Origin of the sequence: Streptomyces sp. CB02414 (assembly GCF_001905385.1) — a bacterium.
Taxonomy (GTDB): Bacteria; Actinomycetota; Actinomycetes; order Streptomycetales; family Streptomycetaceae; genus Streptomyces.
Map to the genome: position 1 here is coordinate 442,793 of NZ_LIPF01000006.1, position 15,454 is coordinate 458,246.

General features: G+C 71.8%; 16 protein-coding genes and 1 tRNA gene. 8 read left to right on the plus strand and 9 right to left on the minus strand.

Annotated elements, in window-relative coordinates; all coding sequences use genetic code 11:
- Positions 1 to 9: 9 nt before the first annotated feature.
- From AMK11_RS21865 to AMK11_RS21895, 6 genes are all read right to left on the minus strand, one after another.
- Positions 10 to 1,767: a DoxX family protein gene (locus AMK11_RS21865; protein ID WP_073729690.1), complete on the minus strand. Its 1,758-nt coding sequence runs from the start codon at positions 1,765 to 1,767 to the stop codon at positions 10 to 12.
- Between the two features lie 125 nt (positions 1,768 to 1,892).
- A complete protein-coding gene (rlmB, locus tag AMK11_RS21870; protein ID WP_073729691.1) occupies positions 1,893 to 2,834 on the minus strand; it encodes a 23S rRNA (guanosine(2251)-2'-O)-methyltransferase RlmB in 942 nt (313 codons plus the stop codon).
- Positions 2,835 to 2,957: 123 nt separating this feature from the next.
- Positions 2,958 to 4,358 (minus strand): cysteine--tRNA ligase, encoded by a 1,401-nt coding sequence (gene cysS / locus AMK11_RS21875; RefSeq protein WP_073729692.1) that lies wholly within the window; start codon positions 4,356 to 4,358, stop codon positions 2,958 to 2,960.
- 215 nt (positions 4,359 to 4,573) lie between these two features.
- Positions 4,574 to 5,086 carry a 2-C-methyl-D-erythritol 2,4-cyclodiphosphate synthase gene (ispF, locus tag AMK11_RS21880; protein ID WP_073729693.1) on the minus strand — a complete coding sequence of 171 codons (513 nt, stop codon included), beginning with the start codon at positions 5,084 to 5,086 and terminating at the stop codon, positions 4,574 to 4,576.
- Positions 5,076 to 5,864 carry a 2-C-methyl-D-erythritol 4-phosphate cytidylyltransferase gene (ispD, locus tag AMK11_RS21885; protein ID WP_073729694.1) on the minus strand — a complete coding sequence of 263 codons (789 nt, stop codon included), beginning with the start codon at positions 5,862 to 5,864 and terminating at the stop codon, positions 5,076 to 5,078. Before ispD ends, ispF begins: the two co-directional genes overlap by 11 nt.
- 282 nt (positions 5,865 to 6,146) lie before the next feature.
- Complete coding sequence (locus tag AMK11_RS21895) at positions 6,147 to 6,629, minus strand: CarD family transcriptional regulator (RefSeq protein WP_003953493.1); 483 nt, start codon at positions 6,627 to 6,629, stop codon at positions 6,147 to 6,149.
- A gap of 643 nt (positions 6,630 to 7,272) precedes the next feature.
- On the opposite strand from AMK11_RS21895, the gene AMK11_RS21905 reads away from it, so the two are divergent.
- Positions 7,273 to 7,950 carry a copper chaperone PCu(A)C gene (locus tag AMK11_RS21905; RefSeq protein ID WP_073729696.1) on the plus strand — a complete coding sequence of 226 codons (678 nt, stop codon included), beginning with the start codon at positions 7,273 to 7,275 and terminating at the stop codon, positions 7,948 to 7,950.
- 106 nt (positions 7,951 to 8,056) lie between these two features.
- Here AMK11_RS21905 and AMK11_RS21910 read toward each other — a convergent pair whose 3' ends face one another.
- Positions 8,057 to 8,737 (minus strand): response regulator transcription factor, encoded by a 681-nt coding sequence (locus AMK11_RS21910; protein WP_043381903.1) that lies wholly within the window; start codon positions 8,735 to 8,737, stop codon positions 8,057 to 8,059.
- Entirely contained in the window at positions 8,734 to 10,005 is a 1,272-nt protein-coding gene (locus tag AMK11_RS21915) for a sensor histidine kinase (RefSeq protein WP_073729697.1), read from the minus strand. Before AMK11_RS21915 ends, AMK11_RS21910 begins: the two co-directional genes overlap by 4 nt.
- 222 nt (positions 10,006 to 10,227) lie before the next feature.
- Between AMK11_RS21915 and phoU the strand changes: the two genes are divergently transcribed.
- The 6 genes from phoU to AMK11_RS21940 all read left to right on the plus strand — a co-directional run bounded on the left by phoU (position 10,228) and on the right by AMK11_RS21940 (position 14,602).
- Positions 10,228 to 10,917, plus strand: coding sequence for a phosphate signaling complex protein PhoU (gene phoU, locus AMK11_RS21920; RefSeq protein ID WP_073729698.1), 690 nt, complete (start codon positions 10,228 to 10,230; stop codon positions 10,915 to 10,917).
- Between the two features lie 111 nt (positions 10,918 to 11,028).
- Positions 11,029 to 11,205: a hypothetical protein gene (locus AMK11_RS37485; protein WP_107429716.1), complete on the plus strand. Its 177-nt coding sequence runs from the start codon at positions 11,029 to 11,031 to the stop codon at positions 11,203 to 11,205.
- Positions 11,206 to 11,322: 117 nt separating this feature from the next.
- The gene (locus AMK11_RS21925; protein WP_073729699.1) at positions 11,323 to 11,571 is read left to right on the plus strand and encodes an SCO4226 family nickel-binding protein; all 249 of its coding nucleotides are present in this window, start codon (positions 11,323 to 11,325) and stop codon (positions 11,569 to 11,571) included.
- 123 nt (positions 11,572 to 11,694) lie between these two features.
- On the plus strand, positions 11,695 to 12,066 hold the full coding sequence (locus AMK11_RS21930; protein ID WP_073729700.1) for an SCO4225 family membrane protein: 372 nt from the start codon (positions 11,695 to 11,697) through the stop codon (positions 12,064 to 12,066).
- Positions 12,067 to 12,154: 88 nt separating this feature from the next.
- Positions 12,155 to 13,633: an AAA family ATPase gene (locus AMK11_RS21935; protein WP_073729701.1), complete on the plus strand. Its 1,479-nt coding sequence runs from the start codon at positions 12,155 to 12,157 to the stop codon at positions 13,631 to 13,633.
- 99 nt (positions 13,634 to 13,732) lie between these two features.
- Entirely contained in the window at positions 13,733 to 14,602 is an 870-nt protein-coding gene (locus AMK11_RS21940; protein WP_073729702.1) for an AraC family transcriptional regulator, read from the plus strand.
- A gap of 15 nt (positions 14,603 to 14,617) precedes the next feature.
- On the opposite strand, the gene AMK11_RS21945 is transcribed toward AMK11_RS21940, so the two are convergent.
- Positions 14,618 to 14,692 (minus strand) — tRNA-Trp (locus AMK11_RS21945).
- A gap of 149 nt (positions 14,693 to 14,841) precedes the next feature.
- On the opposite strand from AMK11_RS21945, the gene AMK11_RS21950 reads away from it, so the two are divergent.
- Positions 14,842 to 15,384: a DinB family protein gene (locus tag AMK11_RS21950; protein WP_073729703.1), complete on the plus strand. Its 543-nt coding sequence runs from the start codon at positions 14,842 to 14,844 to the stop codon at positions 15,382 to 15,384.
- The last annotated feature ends 70 nt before the right edge of the window (positions 15,385 to 15,454 follow it).

The window sequence follows — 15,454 nt, forward strand, 5'->3', positions numbered from 1 at the left end:
CTGTGGTGGCTAGCCCAGGAGGCCGCCCACGAGGCGGCTGCCCCCCGGCTCACCGGTGGAGGAGGAGCCCCCGCCGTCGCTGTCGCTGCCGCCGCTCCCGCCGCTTCCGCCGCTGGAGCCGCTGCCGCCGCCGGTCGTGGTGCCGCCCGCGGTCGGGCCCGCCGTGGTGCTCGGTGCCTGTCCGGCCGGGGAGGACTGCCGCGGCGGGGCCTGGCCCGAAGTGCCCTGGGTCTGGCTGGGCGTGGTGCCGGCCGTCGCGCCGCCGCTGTCCCGGGTGGCTCCGGAGGTGGCCGCGGCGTCCTCGGACGGGGTGGCCGCGTCACCGGTGGCGCCACGGGTGGGCGAGGCGGAGGCCTCCGGGGAGGTCTTCGGCTCGCGGGTGCCGGGCTCCTGCGGGAGCGGGGAGCCCGGCAGTTCGTTGCGCGGGGCCTCGCCGGGGCCGGGGACGACCACCCGGTCGGCGTCCCGGACGGCACCGCCGAGCAGCGAGCCGACCAGGAGGGTGACACCGGCGACGAGGAAGGTGACGAGGGCGCCGCGGCGCAGGACGTAGCGGCGCAGGTCCCAGATGTCGGCGCGGGGGCCCAGGCGCCGCCAGGCGTTGCCGGCGAGCCTGCCGTCCACGGAGTAGACGGGTGCGCCGGCGATGATCAGCGGGGACCAGGCGGCGAGGTAGATGATGTCGGGCGCGTCGTAGACGGGGACGCTCTTCCAGCTGACGGTGACCAGGAGCGCGGCGGACAGGCCGGCGCCGATGACGGCGGCGACGCGCTGCCAGCAGCCCAGCACGGTCAGGACGCCCACGAGGACCTGGAGGAAGGCGATCACGAGCCCGGCGCCGACGGGGTGGGCGAGGGCGAACTGGCGCAGCGGCTCGGCGACGTCCCAGGGGTGCAGGGTGTTGAGCCACTTGACCATGGAGCCGCGCTCGCCGCCGTCGAAGTAGACGGGGTCGCAGAGCTTGCCCATGCCGGCGTAGATGGAGATGAAGCCGAGGAAGACGCGCAGCGGGAGCAGCACGACGCCGAGGTTCATGCGGCGGCCCGGGAAGTAGGCGTGCCGCGCGTCGTCGTCGGCGTGCCGCCGGGTGCGCGGCTCGGGCTCGTCCGCGCGCTCGTCGTAACCCTCGTCGTAGCCGTCGCCGTACTGTCCGGGTCCGGCGGTGAAGTCCTCGCCGGTGTAGGCGGGTTCGTCGTAGGCGCTGCCGACGGTGCGCATGGCGGGCAGCAGCCGGGTGCCCTCGGGGACGGGGCCGCGCTGGGCGCCGACGAGGGGCGTCTCGAGGGTCTGGGTGGCGGGCCCGTCGTCGTAACCGTCGTAGCCGCCCTCGTAGCCGGGGGCGGCGCCGTCGATGTCGACGCGGGGGATGACCTGGGTCGCTCCGGCGTCGGCGGAGGTGTCGGCGGCCGGGTCCTCGGTGTGGCGGCCGGCTCCGGCCCGTACCGCCTGGAGCAGCCGGTGGGCGCCGGTGTCGTCCGGGTCGGAACGCCCGCTCCAGACGACGGCGCGGCGGCGGGCGGCTGCCGGGGCGGTGCCCGTGAGGCCGGGCATGCGGGCGGTGTCCTGGGTGGCGCTCAAGTGCCGCGCGATCCGCGGGGACCGGGTCCGCCCGGCGGAGGCACCGAGCTGCACGCGGAAGCTCGCGTGATTGACGATGACCTGGGCCGGATCGCTCGGCACCTTCACCATGCTCAGCGCGGGAGCGTCGTCGTATCCCGACGAGCGGTCCCCCGTGGGTGTGCGGGGTGTTCTGGTGTCCACACTCATCTAACCGAGTGATGTGTCGTTAGGACACTGCCTTGACCGCGCCGAACTGTCCGGACCGCGTCAAGCCCGCCCGGACAGCCCGGAACACCCCGTGTGGGTGACGGAGCCGAAACCCCGTTCCCGGCTCAGCGCCTGCGCCGTGCCGCCTCGTACAGCACGATCCCCGCCGCCACACCGGCGTTCAGCGACTCCGCCCCGCCCGGCATCGGGATCCGCACCCGAACGTCGCAGGTCTCCCCGACGAGCCGGGACAGACCCTTGCCCTCGCTGCCGACCACGACGACCAGGGGACCGTCCAGGGCCTCCAGTTCACCGAGTTCGGCCTCGCCGTCGGCGGCCAGGCCGACGACCGTGATCCCGGCCTTCTGGTACTGCTCCAGCGCCCGGGTGAGGTTGGTGGCGCGGGCCACCGGCGTGCGGGCTGCCGTGCCGGCGGACGTCTTCCAGGCCCCCGCCGTCATGCCGGCCGCGCGCCGCTCGGGCACGACCACGCCGTGGCCGCCGAAGGCGGAGACGGAGCGGACGACGGCACCGAGGTTGCGCGGGTCGGTCACGCCGTCGAGGGCGACGATCAGCGGGTCCGCGCCCTCGTCGTGGGCGGCGGCGACCAGGTCCTCGGGGTGCGCGTACTCGTACGGCGGGACTTGGAGGACGAGGCCCTGGTGGTTCAGCCCGTTGGTCATCCGGTCCAGCTCGGGACGCGGCGCCTCCATGAGGTTGATGCCGCCGCGTTCGGCCGCGAGCTGGAGCGCCTCGCGCACCCGCTCGTCGTTGTCGATGAACTGCTGGACGTAGAGCGTCGACGCGGGCACGCCGTCGCGCAGCGCCTCGAAGACCGGGTTGCGGCCGACGACCAGCTCGGACGTGGACCGCCCGCCCCCGCGCCGCTGCTGCGGACGCCCCGTGGCGCGGCGCGCCTTGGCGTTGGCGGCACGCTGCTTGGCGTGCCCCTTGCGCATCTCGGCGGGAGGCGTCGGCCCCTTGCCTTCCAGGCCCCGGCGCCGCTTGCCGCCGCTGCCGACCTGCGCGCCCTTCTTGCCGGACATGCGGCGGTTGTTCGCGGCCATGAGTTACCTGTCTCCGCTCTCTACGGGAGTGTGCGTCGTACGTGCGTCTTATGCAGTGTGCCGCCCGGAGGGCCGGGCGGCACAATCGATCTACGAGTACCGGCCTACGAGTGAGGACTCGGGTCAGCGGGAGCCGAGGCTCCAGCGGGGCCCCTGCGGGCCGTCCTCGATGACCAGGCCGGACCGGCCCAGCTCGTCGCGGATGGCGTCCGCCGTGGCCCAGTCCTTGCGGGCCCGCGCGGACTCCCGCTGGTCGAGCACGAGCCGTACGAGGCTGTCGACGACGTGCCGCAGGTCCTCGCCCTGCTCCTGCTCCCCCGCCCACTGCGGGGCCAGCGGGTCCAGGCCCAGCACCCCGAGCATGGCCCGCACCTCGGCGAGCCGCTCGACGGCGGCGTCCTTGTCGTCGGCGGCCAGCGCGCTGTTGCCCTGCCGGACGGTGGTGTGCACGACCGCGAGGGCCCCCGGGACGCCCAGGTCGTCGTCCATCGCCTCGGCGAAGGCGGGCGGCACCTCGGCGGCGGGCTCGACGGTGTGGCCGGCCAGCTCGGTGACGCGCTGCACGAAGCCCTCGATCCGCGCGTACGCCGACTCGGCCTCGCGCAGGGACTCCTCGCTGTACTCGATGGTGGAGCGGTAGTGCGGCGTGCCCAGGTAGTACCGCAGCACGACCGGCCGCCAGGTCTTCACCATCTCGCTCACGAGCACGCTGTTGCCGAGCGACTTGGACATCTTCTCGCCGCTCATGGTGACCCAGGCGTTGTGCACCCAGTAGCGCGCGAACGCGTCGCCGAAGCCCTCGGCCTGGGCGATCTCGTTCTCGTGGTGCGGGAAGATCAGGTCGATCCCGCCCCCGTGGATGTCGAACTCCTCGCCCAGGTACTTGTGCGCCATGGCGGAGCACTCCAGGTGCCAGCCGGGCCGCCCCCGCCCCCACGGCGTCTCCCAGCTCGGCTCCCCCGGCTTGGCCGCCTTCCACATGGCGAAGTCCCGCGGGTCCCGCTTGCCGCTCTCGCCCTCGCCGGAGGGCTGGCGCAGCTCGTCGAGGTCCTGGTTGGACAGCGACAGGTACCCGGGCAGGGACCGTACGTCGAAGTAGACGTTGCCCTCGGCCTCGTAGGCGTGCCCGCGCTCGATGAGGCCGCGCATCATCTCGACCATCTCGGTGATGTGCCCGGTGGCGCGGGGCTCGTAGGTCGGCGGCAGGCAGCCGAGGGCGTCGTAGGCGTCGTTGAACGCCCGCTCGTTCTCGTATCCGATGGACCACCAGGGGCGGTTCTGGTCCGCGGCCTTCTTGATGATCTTGTCGTCGATGTCGGTGACGTTGCGGATGAACGTGACGTCGTAGCCGCGGTACGCGAACCAGCGGCGCATGATGTCGAAGTTCAGCCCCGACCGGATGTGCCCGATGTGCGGGGCGGCCTGAACGGTGGCACCGCACAGGTAGATCGAGACGCAGCCCGGCGTGAGGGGGGCGAAGTCACGAATCTGCCGGGCGCTGGTGTCGTACAGGCGAATAGTCACCCCTCCAGGGTAGTGGGCGCGGGGCAGTGCCACGGGCACGCGGACACTCTTGTCCCCCGGACCGAGGCCCGCGTCCCGGCCGACCGAGTCGGGTGGCCGGGTGGGCACAGGCCGGGGTCCAGGGGCGGAGCCCCTGGCGGGGTGCGGGGCCGAGCCCCGCGACGGCACGCCGGGCACCGGGCACCACCACAACGCCGGGGCGCCTCACCCCCCGTTCACCCCACCCGCACGACCAACGCCGTAGCCACCGCCATCAGCCCTTCCCCCCGCCCGGGAAACCCCAGCCCGTCCGTCGTCGCGCCCGACACGGACACCGGCGCCCCCACCGCCTCCGACAGAACCCCCTGCGCCTCGTCCCGCCGCTTCCCGATCTTCGGCCTCGGTCCGACCACCTGCACCGCGACGTTCCCGATCCGGAACCCCGCCGCCCGCACGATCCGCGCCGCCTCCGTCAGCAGCGTCACCCCCGACGCCCCGGACCACTCCGGCCGCCCGGTACCGAAGTGCTGCCCGAGGTCCCCGAGCCCAGCCGCCGAGAACAACGCGTTGCACGCCGCGTGCGCCACGACGTCCGCGTCGGAGTGCCCGGCCAGCCCGGCCCCCTCGCCCTCCCACTTCAGCCCGGCGCACCACAGCTCGCGCCCGTCCTCGAAGGCGTGGATGTCCGTCCCGATCCCGACCTGCGGCAGCACGACGCCCCCGCCCGCCACCGAACTCTCAGAACCCATCGTTCAGCCTCCTGCGCGCCAGCACCGCCTCCGCGAGCACCAGGTCGAGAGGCCGCGTCACCTTGAACGCCTCCTCGTGCCCCGGCACGACCACCACGGTCAGCCCGAGCTGCTCGACCATGCTCGCGTCGTCCGTGACGTTCTCGGTCACCGTCCCGTGGGCCCGCACCAGCGTCCCCCGGTCGAACCCCTGCGGTGTCTGCACCGCCCGCAGCCGCGCCCGCTCCGGCGTGGCCACCACCGGCTCCGGCTCGCCCGGCACCGTGGCCGGTTCGACCTGCTTGACCGTGTCGGCGAGCGGCAGCGCCGGCACCACGGCCGGCGCGCCCTCCCGTACGGCCTCGATCACGGTGTCGACCGTGTCCACCGGCACCAGCGGCCGGGCCGCGTCGTGCACGAGGACGATGTCGTACTCGTCCGGCAGCGCGTCGAGCCCGAGCCGTACGGACTCCTGCCGCGACTCGCCCCCGGGCACCACGAGGAAGTCCGTCCACTCGGGCAGCGCGTGCGCGTCGAGCAGGCTCTTGACCTCGGCTACGCCGTCGGGCGGGGCGACGACCACGACGAGGGAGACCCGGCGGGAGGCCGCCATCGCCCGCACCGCGTGGATGAGCATGGGCGTCCCGCCCAGCGCGCGGAGGGCCTTCGGGGCGCCGGGGCCGAGCCGCACACCCCGGCCGGCGGCCGGAATGACAGCCGCGGTCCGGATGTTCACACGGGTGTCGGCAGCCGTATCGGCGGGCATCTCGGCGGGCGAGGGACGCGATTCGTCAGACATCGGTTCCTGTCAGGTTTGTGTGCTCGACCTAGTTGGGTATGGCCTCACCGTGCCGGGCGCGATGCCTCGACCGGACCCTTCCGTGACCCTGGTCGAGCCAGCAGCCCGGGCCCGGCACGCCAGGACCGGGGGACGAGTCCCCCGGGTTGATCGTACGAGGACGGCGTCCGGGTACGAACATGCCGCAGCGCCCGGCGACAGCAGAGATGTCATCGGGCACCGCGGCATTTCAGTGCGCTGATCCGGGCGGACGCCTACCCGCGTCCCGCCCCGGGAGACGCGTCAGGAGGCGAGCACCTCGTCGAGCAGGGCCTCCGCCTTGTCCTCGTTGGTGTTCTCCGCAAGAGCGAGCTCGCTCACCAGGATCTGGCGGGCCTTGGCGAGCATGCGCTTCTCACCGGCGGAGAGTCCGCGCTCGCGCTCCCGGCGCCACAGATCGCGTACGACTTCCGCGACCTTGATGACGTCGCCGGAGGCGAGCTTCTCCAGGTTTGCCTTGTAACGACGCGACCAGTTCGTGGGCTCCTCGGCGTACGGCGCGCGCAGCACCTCGAAGACCCGGTCCAGTCCGTCCTGACCGACCACATCACGCACGCCGACGAACTCCGCATTGTCCGCTGGCACACGTACCGTCAGATCGCCCTGGGCGACCTTCAGCACCAAGTAGGTCTTGTCCACGCCTTTGATCTGGCGAGTTTCGATAGCCTCGATCAGCGCGGCCCCGTGATGGGGATAGACCACGGTGTCGCCAACCTTGAACGTCATGTGACAGGTACCCCTTCCGTGGCTATCCAGGGTAACACGGATACGGCGTCTTCTGAATGGCGTTTTCGCAGGTCAGGGCATATCTCGGGGCTTGACAACAGCAACATGAACGTGCTGCGCCGGGCGAGCGGAAGAAAGAATTCGCAGGTCGGAGCGGCTCTTCAGGCCGGGCGAAACGCGCACGTCACACACATCCGGAAGCCCTCCCACCTGCCCGAACAGTTCCATATGTCCGGTTCCATGTGTGCGACTTCCGCTACTCCGTTCGGGGGCCGGGACGGGGTTCCGGCCGATTCCGGAATTGATCACAGACCGCCCCGGCCGGCCACCGGATGATCAATTTCCTGTCCGTCCGCGCATTCCTTCACGGAAAATTCGCGCACCGATCGGCGGCCGGTGTGACGGAGGGCTTCTTAGGTGAATGGCGGACGAGTACGGGCTGCGAAATCCTGTCCGAAGCGGTCCGCCGGGGAAGCCGCCGCGCCGCCCCTCCTGCCGCCTGCCGGGCGAAGCGGATCACGTTCGGGGAGGGTCGGGTGCGGCCGCCGGGGAACGGCTCGGTAGCCTGAAGCCGCTGACAGTCACTTAGGGCGGCTTTATCCGTTGCCGCCGCCTCGCTCGAGTCCAAGGAGTTGCCGCCGCCGTGAGCAGCAGCCTTCGACGCGGCGCCCTCGCCGCCGCCGCCATCGCGTTCTCGATCGCCTCGCTCGCCGCGTGCGGTGCCGGTCACAACGCCCAAACGCTGGAGATCAAGCCGGACAACGCCGCGACGACGGTCGGTGACATCCAGATCCAGAACGCGGTCGTCATCACGCAGCCCGACCTGGAGTCGACCGGCCCGGCCGTGGTCTCCGCCACCTTCTTCAACAACGGCAGGACCGACCAGGTCCTCGAGTCCATCACCGTGGACGGCACCGACAAGTCCGCCGAGCTGAAGCCCGCCGAGGGCGAGAAGGGCGCGGACGGCGGCCTGACCGTCCCGGCGGGCGGCTCGCTGGTCCTCGGCGGCGAGGGCAACGCCTCCGCCGTCCTGCCCAGCAGCCGCGAGGCCATCCAGGACGGCAACGCACAGAAGATCACCTTCACCTTCAGCAAGACCGGTGAGGTGAGCCTGGAGGCCTTCGTCGTCCCGGCCGAGAGCTACTTCTCCGAGTGGGGACCGAGCGACGTCCCGGCGGTGCCCGGCGCGTCGGCGAACCCCTCGCAGGAGGAGTCGGGCGCCCCGTCCGACGACGAGTCGGCCGCCGGCACCGAAACCGAGACCGGCACCGGCACCGGCACCGAGACCGGGACCGAGACCGGCACCGAAGCCGGCCACTGAGCCTCGTACTGAACGAAGCCACGAAGAAGGGCGGGACCTCTCCGGAGGCCCCGCCCTTTTCCGTCTTTTCCTGACCGGCCACACGCGCCGACGCGCCGGCCGCGCTCTACGGCTCGAACTTGTACCCGAGCCCCCGCACCGTCACCAGGTACCGCGGCGCGCCCGGGTCGGGCTCGATCTTGGCGCGCAGCCGCTTGACGTGGACGTCGAGGGTCTTGGTGTCACCGACGTAGTCGGCGCCCCACACCCGGTCGATGAGCTGCATGCGGGTCAGCACGCGGCCGGCGTTGCGCAGCAGCATCTCCAGCAGGTCGAACTCCTTCAGCGGCAGGTCGACCTTGGTGCCGCCCACGGTCACCACGTGCCGGTCGACGTCCATGCGGACGGGACCGGCCTCCAGGGCGGCCGGAGCGACCTCCTCCGGCTCACCGCGCCGGCGCAGTACGGCACGGATGCGGGCGACCAGCTCGCGGGAGGAGAAGGGCTTGGTGACGTAGTCGTCGGCCCCTATTTCCAGCCCGACAACCTTGTCGATCTCACTGTCCTTGGCCGTCACCATGATCACGGGGACGTTCGATCGGCCGCGCAGCTGGCGGCAGACCTCGGTGCCCGGCAGGCCGGGCAGCATCAGGTCGAGGAGGACGAGGTCGGCGCCGTTGCGCTCGAACTCGTCGAGTCCGTCGGGGCCGGTGGTCGCGACGGCGACCTCGAAGCCCTCCTTGCGGAGCATGTACGACAGGACGTCGGAAAAGGACTCCTCGTCCTCGACGACGAGCACACGGGTCACGGAAGGACCTCCGGGGCGGGAAGCGTTTCGTACGGGGAAGTATGGGGGGATGAGGACGACCGCTCGGTCTCGTCGCCGGTCCCGGCGCGGTCGGGGTTGCGCGGTGCGCGGTCGCGGGCGGGGCCCGACTCCGGCAGCCGCAGCGTGAAGGTGGAGCCCTGGCCTTCGGCGCTCCACACCGTGACCTCCCCGCCGTGCGAGGCGACCACGTGCTTGACGATCGCGAGACCCAGACCGGTGCCTCCGGTGGCCCGGGAGCGGGCCGGGTCCACGCGGTAGAAGCGCTCGAAGACGCGCTCCTTGTCCTTCTCGGAGATGCCGATCCCCTGGTCGGTGACGGCGATCTCGATCAGGTCGCCGCCGGGTGCGCCCACGCGGCGGGCGGCTATGCCGACGCGGGTGCGGGCGGGCGAGTAGTTGACGGCGTTCTCGACGAGGTTGCCGAGCGCCGCGGCGAGCTGGCCGCGGTTGCCGCGTACGTGCAGATCCGCCGTACCTCCGGCGGCCATGGTGATCTGCTTGGTACCGGCCTGCTGCCGGCAGCGGTCGATGGCCTCGGCGACCAGCTCGTCCACCCGGACGGGCTCGGCGTCGTCGAGGGGGTCGTCGTTCTGCACCCGGGACAGGTCGATGAGCTCCTGCACCAGGTTGGTGAGCCGGGTGGCCTCGATCTGCATCCGCCCGGCGAACCGCTCCACGGCCTCCGGGTCGTCGGAGGCGTCCATGACGGCCTCGGACAGCAGCGAGAGGGCGCCCACCGGCGTCTTCAGCTCATGGCTCACATTGGCGACGAAGTCGCGGCGTACGGCCTCGATGCGACGGGCCTCGGTGAGGTCCTCGACCAGCAGCAGCACCAGCCGCGACCCGAGCGGCGCGACGCGCGCGGAGACGGCCAGGGCCTCGCCCCGCCCGTTCCCGCGCCTCGGCAGGTCCAGCTCGACCTGCCGTATCTCCCCGTCCCGCCTGGTGTCCCTGGCCATCTGCAGCATCGGCTCGACGGCGAGCTTGCCGCCCCGGACCAGTCCGAGGGCGTACGCCGCCGAGCTGGCCTTGACCACCGCGTCGGCCTCGTCGAGGACGACCGCGGAGGACCGGAGCACCGACAGGACGGTGTCCACACCCGGCGGCAGCACGGGGTCCGTGTGGAGCGAGGTGCGCGTGGGGCGCTTCTGCTCCCGCTCGCTCCAGCGGAACGCCAGCATGGCGATGACGCCGGTGAGCACTCCGGCGATCGCAGCCGCTGCGGCGACCGCCGCGTTCACGTCCATGCCTCCAGGTTAGGCACGGCGGAGTACCCCGCCCCAGCCCTCGGCCTGCGACCTCGAACACTCGTCGCCCAGAGTTCACCTTGGAGCCAGGGACGATTCACTTGTGGTGCCGGAAACGGACGCGTACAGGCCGGAACGTGTAAGCGTGGGGGCACGGCAAGGGGTCCGAGCCGGCGCGTGCCGGAGCGAGCCCCCCATACGGACGTACGAGAGGGAACCCTGATGCGGGACGCGTACCACGAGGAACTTGACTCGATCGGCGACAGTCTGGTCGAGATGGCCCGGCTGGTCGGGTCAGCGATCGGACGCGCCACGACCGCGATCCTCGACTCCGACCTGAAGCTGGCCGAGACGGTCATCGAGGGCGACCAGAAGGTCGACGAGCTCCAGCACGAGCTGGAGGCCCGGGCGATAACCCTGCTGGCCCGGCAGCAGCCGGTCGCCACCGACCTGCGCATAGTCGTCACCTCGCTGCGGATGTCGGCCGACCTGGAGCGCTCGGGCGACCTGGCCCAGCACGTCGCCAAGCTGGCCCGCCTGCGCTACCCGGCGCGCGCGGTGCCGCACGACCTGCACGCGACCATCCTGGAGATGGGCCAGCTCGCGCAGCGCCTGATGGCGAAGGCGGCCGAGGTCATCATCACGAAGGACGTCGACCTGGCCCTCCAGCTGGAACAGGACGACGACGCGATGGACCTCCTCCACCGCACCCTCTTCCAGCACCTGATGGACGACCGCTGGAAGCACGGCATCGAGACGGCCGTGGACGTCACTCTCCTCGGCCGCTACTACGAGCGCTACGCCGACCACGCCGTCGCGGTCGCCAAGCGCGTCGTCTACCTGGTCACCGGCGAGCACGCGGACGAGCTCCAGCCGGACATCCAGCCGACGACCCAGGCCGAGGGCGCCTGAGCCGACCCGTCTTCGTGCCGGGGGCGCGCGACGTCGCCCCAATGCGCCGTTGATGCGACTGCCGCCCCGGGCGTGCAATGGACCGAGGCACACCAGCCTCCAGGAGGAACCATGCCCGTCTCCCCCAGCACGCCCGGCACCCTCGGCACGAAGCAGCCCGACCCCACCCGCGAGCGCCCCACCGAACAGCCCCCGGAGCCCCGCGCCCTGCCCCTGCTGGCCGCCTGCGGCTGCGGCTCGGGCTGCGGCTGCGGCTGCCAGTCGGGCAGTCCCTGCCAGTGCGGCTGACGGTGCGGTAGCGGCGCCGGCGCACGCGACGGGCACGGCGGCCGGTTCGCCCCGGCCGCCGTGCGCGCGCACCCTGGAAGGAGCAGGAACAGCCGCCCCTGAAGGAGGTGCGAGGCCATGGCTCACTTCATGGACGTGCACCACGGCATGCACGGCATCACCGCGGACCAGCTCCACCGTGCCCACCAGGCGGACCTCGCCCTGGAGAAGGACGAGAACGTCCACTTCGAGCGGGCGTGGGCAGACCCCGGCTCCGGCACGATCTACTGCCTCTCCGAGGGCCCGTCGGCCGACGCGGTCCAGCGCGTCCACGAACGCGCGGGCCACAAGGCGGACGAGATCCACGAGGTCCCGCTGACGGTCTAGGCGCGGTCTCCACTTTGAGTACGGGTACTCAGGCCCCGGAGGCCGCTCCCGTCCGACCCTGGACACGCACGTTCAGGCCGGGAACACCCAGCCGGAAAGCGACCTCCGGGGAGACCGAACCCGATGAACACCACCCGAACCCCCCGCATACGCACCCTCACGACCCTCACTCGCCTGAGCCGCCTGACGGTCGCCAACCGCGTCTCGGCGGCCTACCTCACCGTGGTCGGCGGCGCGATGGCGGTGGCCGCGCTGACGCCCCTCTTCGCCACCAGCCCCGACGCCTCCCTCATCTGGATCTGGCCGGCCCTCTTCACCTTCCCGGCCTTCGGCTTCGTGGCCTGGCTCGGCGAGTCGATCTGGGGCGGCGAGGCCCCGACGTGGTTCTTCATCGGCGGCATCGTCCTGTCGGCCCTGGTCCAGTCGCTGGCCCTGGGGGCGACGTGGGAGGGCCTGCGGGGCCGACGCCGGGGGCGGCTGACGACGGCGGGGTGAGCGGCGAACAGCCGCAGCACCAGCCGCAACGACCTCGCGCTTTATAGGGATACAGTTTATAGAAACGTACTCCTATAAATGAGGCCGCATGGACAAGCCCGCCGACATGTTCGACCGTGACTACGAGTGGGCAGCCCTGACCCGGTTCGTCACCGACACCCAGCCGGGCGCGACGCTGGGGGTGGTCTCCGGCAGGAGACGCCAGGGAAAGACCTTCCTGCTCGAAGCGGCCTGTGAAGCGACGGGAGGCTTCTACTTCGGGGCGACGGAGGCCGCCGACGCCGAATCCCTGCGCCGCCTGAGCGCGGCCCTCACCGCTCACGTCCGCCCTCCCAGCCCCTACCACTTCGCCGACTGGCACGAAGCGGTGGACGCCCTGCTCGCTCTGGGCACCGAACGCCCGGTGCCGGTCGTGATCGACGAATTCCCCTACCTGGCCAAGGCCAACCCGGAGCTGCCGTCGATCATCCAGAACGCGCTCCGCCCCCTGCGCGAGCAACGCACCACCTCCCGCACCCGCCTCCTACTCTGCGGTTCCGCGCTGACCTTCATGGGTCGCCTGCTGTCCGGCAACGCGCCACTGCGAGGCCGTGCGGGCCTGGAACTGGTGGTCCGCTCCCTCGACCACCGACTCGCGGCCCAGTTCTGGGACATCACCGACCCGCGACTCGCCCTTCAAGTGCACGCCGTCGTAGGAGGCACCCCCGCCTACCGCCGCGAATTCGCGCGCGGGGACAGCCCCTCCGGACCGGACGACTTCGACGACTGGGTGATCCGCACCGTGCTGAACCCGGAGACGCCCCTCTTCCGCGAAGCGCGCTACCTCCTCGCCGAGGAACCCGACCTGCGCGACACCGCGCTCTACTTCTCGGTACTCGGAGCGGTGGCCGAGGGCCACACCACGCGCGGCGGAATGTCCGGCTACCTGGAACGCAAGGCCACCGACATCGCCCACCCGATCAACGTCCTGGAGGACGCCGGGCTGCTCCAGCGAGAGGCGGACGCCTTCCGCGCCAACCGCTCTACCTACCGCATCTCGGAACCCCTGATCGCCTTCTACCACGCGGTGATGCGCCCGGTCTGGCCCCAACTCGAACGCCCGGGCAACGCGGCCCGGGTCTGGCAGGCCAGCCGACGCCGCTTCGCGGCCAACGTCCTCGGCCCCCACTTCGAACAGGTCTGCCGCGAGTGGGCCCTGCACCACGCCGACCCCGACCTCCTCGGCGGCCTCCCCGCCCACGTCGGCCACGGAGTCGTGAACGACCCTCCGACACGCACGTCCCACGAGGTGGACGTCGCCGTCGTAGGAGTCGCCGACGGTACGAAGCCTCCCCTGCTGGCGATCGGCGAGGCCAAGTGGAACGACACCATGGGCATCGCCCACATCGACCGCCTGCGCCACATCCGCGACGTCATCGCCCGCACCGCCCGTTACGACACCCGCCGCACGAGGCTCCTCTGCTTCAGCGGCACGGGCTTCAACGACAAGGCCCGCCAGGCCGCCGCCGCCTCACCGGACGTACAACTGGTAGACCTGCCGACGCTGTACGGCACGCCGCACCCCTGACCGCGCCCCTCGCCCCTCAGCCACCCGACCGAACCGGACCACAACGATCGGGAAGCGCATCCCCGCCCCCTGCCACGGTGGATGTCGAAAGGAGGCCTCGTGATCTCGGCACTCAACCACCTCGTCGACCTCGTCGAGGAACACCTCACCGAGGAACTCGACGTCCCCGCACTGGCCGGAACGCTCGGGACCACCGAGTACCACCTGCGCCGGATGTTCTCGTCACTGGCGGGCATGCCGCTGTCGGAGTACGTGCGCCGGCGCCGCATGACGGTCGCCGCCGCCGACGTCGTACGCGGTGAGGACGACCTGCTGAGCATCGCCGTCCGACACGGATACGGCTCCACGGAGGCGTTCGGACGTGCGTTCCGGGCGGTCCACGGCGCCGCCCCGCGTGACGTACGCCGCGACGGAGGCCCCCTTCAGACACAGCCGCAGCTCAGGTTCCGCCTGACCGTCGAAGGGAGCACCCCCATGGACACCCGCTTCGCCGACCGCCCCGCCTTCCGCCTGATCGGCCACGCCACCCGCGTCCCGCTGATCCACGAGGGCGTCAACCCGCACATCCAGGAGCACATCGCCGCGCTGCCCCAGGAGGAGCACGCCCGCCTGAAATCCCTCAGCGACACCGACCCGGCGGGTCTGCTCGCGGTCTGCGACGACCTGGCCCCCGACAACTCGGAGGGCAGCGAACTGACCTACCTGCACGGAGTCGCCGTCAGCGGGGCCACCCCGGCCCCCGACGACCTCGACGCCATCGAGGTCCCGGCCGGCCGGTGGGCGGTCTTCCGCAGCTCGGGCCCGTACCCGGCAACCCTCCAGACGACCTGGGCCGCCACGGCAACGGAGTGGTTCCCGTCCAACCCGTGGCGCCTGCGCCCGGGCCCCTCGATCGTCGCCGTCCTCGACCGCGCGGACGACATCTCCACCGCCACCTGCGAACTGTGGCTCCCGGTGGAACCGGCGTAAGTCATCCGGCAGGGGGCGGGACGACCGGATTCGAACCGGCGTCCTCGCGGTTCTGGAGACCGCTCGCGTCGACCACTGCGCTACGTCCCGCCCTTGGCCGCGATCGTAACGGCCGAGGGCGGGACGGTCGCGCGGGATTCGCAGGCGGCCCGCGCGAAGTAGGACACGACCTGACCTCGATACTTCATAGCGTGTGGCTACACCGACGGAGCAGGACCCCCGGAAGGCGGACACACACCATGACCCCCAATGAGCAGACCACCCGCGACACGGCCACCGGTGAGCGCGCCGACCTGCTGGAAACGCTGGCCAAGCACCGGCACTTCCTGCGCTTCACCACCCGCGACCTCACCGACGAGCAGGCCGGCCTCCGGACCACCGCCAGCGAGCTGTGCCTGGGCGGCCTGATCAAGCATGTGACGTCGGTCGAGCGGGGCTGGGCCGACTTCATCCTGGAGGGCCCGTCGGCGATGGGCGACTTCACAGCGATGACCGAGGCCGACTGGGCCGAGCGGGCCGATGAGTTCCGGATGCTGCCCGGCGAGACGCTCGACGGCGTACTGGCCGCCTACGCCGAGGTGGCCCGCCGCACCGACGACCTGGTCGCCACCCTCCCCGACCTCGACGCCGCGTGGCCGCTGCCGAAGGCCCCGTGGTTCGAGGCCGACACCCAGTGGTCGGCCCGCCGCGTGCTGATGCACATCATGACCGAGACCGCCCAGCACGCCGGCCACGCCGACATCATCCGCGAGTCCCTGGACGGCGCGAAGAGCATGGGCTGACGCGCGGCGGTACGCCCCTCACCTACGCGGGATGTGCGGGTGAGGGGGCACCCTCGTGATTTCGACGGCA

Coding starts and splice junctions, on each gene's coding strand:
- AMK11_RS21865 (WP_073729690.1), bottom strand. CDS start 1,767: ATGAGTGTGGACACCAGAACACCCCGCACACCCACGGGGGACCGCTCG.
- rlmB (WP_073729691.1), bottom strand. CDS start 2,834: ATGGCCGCGAACAACCGCCGCATGTCCGGCAAGAAGGGCGCGCAGGTC.
- ispF (WP_073729693.1), bottom strand. CDS start 5,086: ATGGGTTCTGAGAGTTCGGTGGCGGGCGGGGGCGTCGTGCTGCCGCAG.
- ispD (WP_073729694.1), bottom strand. CDS start 5,864: ATGTCTGACGAATCGCGTCCCTCGCCCGCCGAGATGCCCGCCGATACG.
- AMK11_RS21895 (WP_003953493.1), bottom strand. CDS start 6,629: ATGACGTTCAAGGTTGGCGACACCGTGGTCTATCCCCATCACGGGGCC.
- AMK11_RS21915 (WP_073729697.1), bottom strand. CDS start 10,005: ATGGACGTGAACGCGGCGGTCGCCGCAGCGGCTGCGATCGCCGGAGTG.
- phoU (WP_073729698.1), top strand. CDS start 10,228: ATGCGGGACGCGTACCACGAGGAACTTGACTCGATCGGCGACAGTCTG.
- AMK11_RS37485 (WP_107429716.1), top strand. CDS start 11,029: ATGCCCGTCTCCCCCAGCACGCCCGGCACCCTCGGCACGAAGCAGCCC.
- AMK11_RS21925 (WP_073729699.1), top strand. CDS start 11,323: ATGGCTCACTTCATGGACGTGCACCACGGCATGCACGGCATCACCGCG.
- AMK11_RS21930 (WP_073729700.1), top strand. CDS start 11,695: ATGAACACCACCCGAACCCCCCGCATACGCACCCTCACGACCCTCACT.
- AMK11_RS21935 (WP_073729701.1), top strand. CDS start 12,155: ATGGACAAGCCCGCCGACATGTTCGACCGTGACTACGAGTGGGCAGCC.
- AMK11_RS21950 (WP_073729703.1), top strand. CDS start 14,842: ATGACCCCCAATGAGCAGACCACCCGCGACACGGCCACCGGTGAGCGC.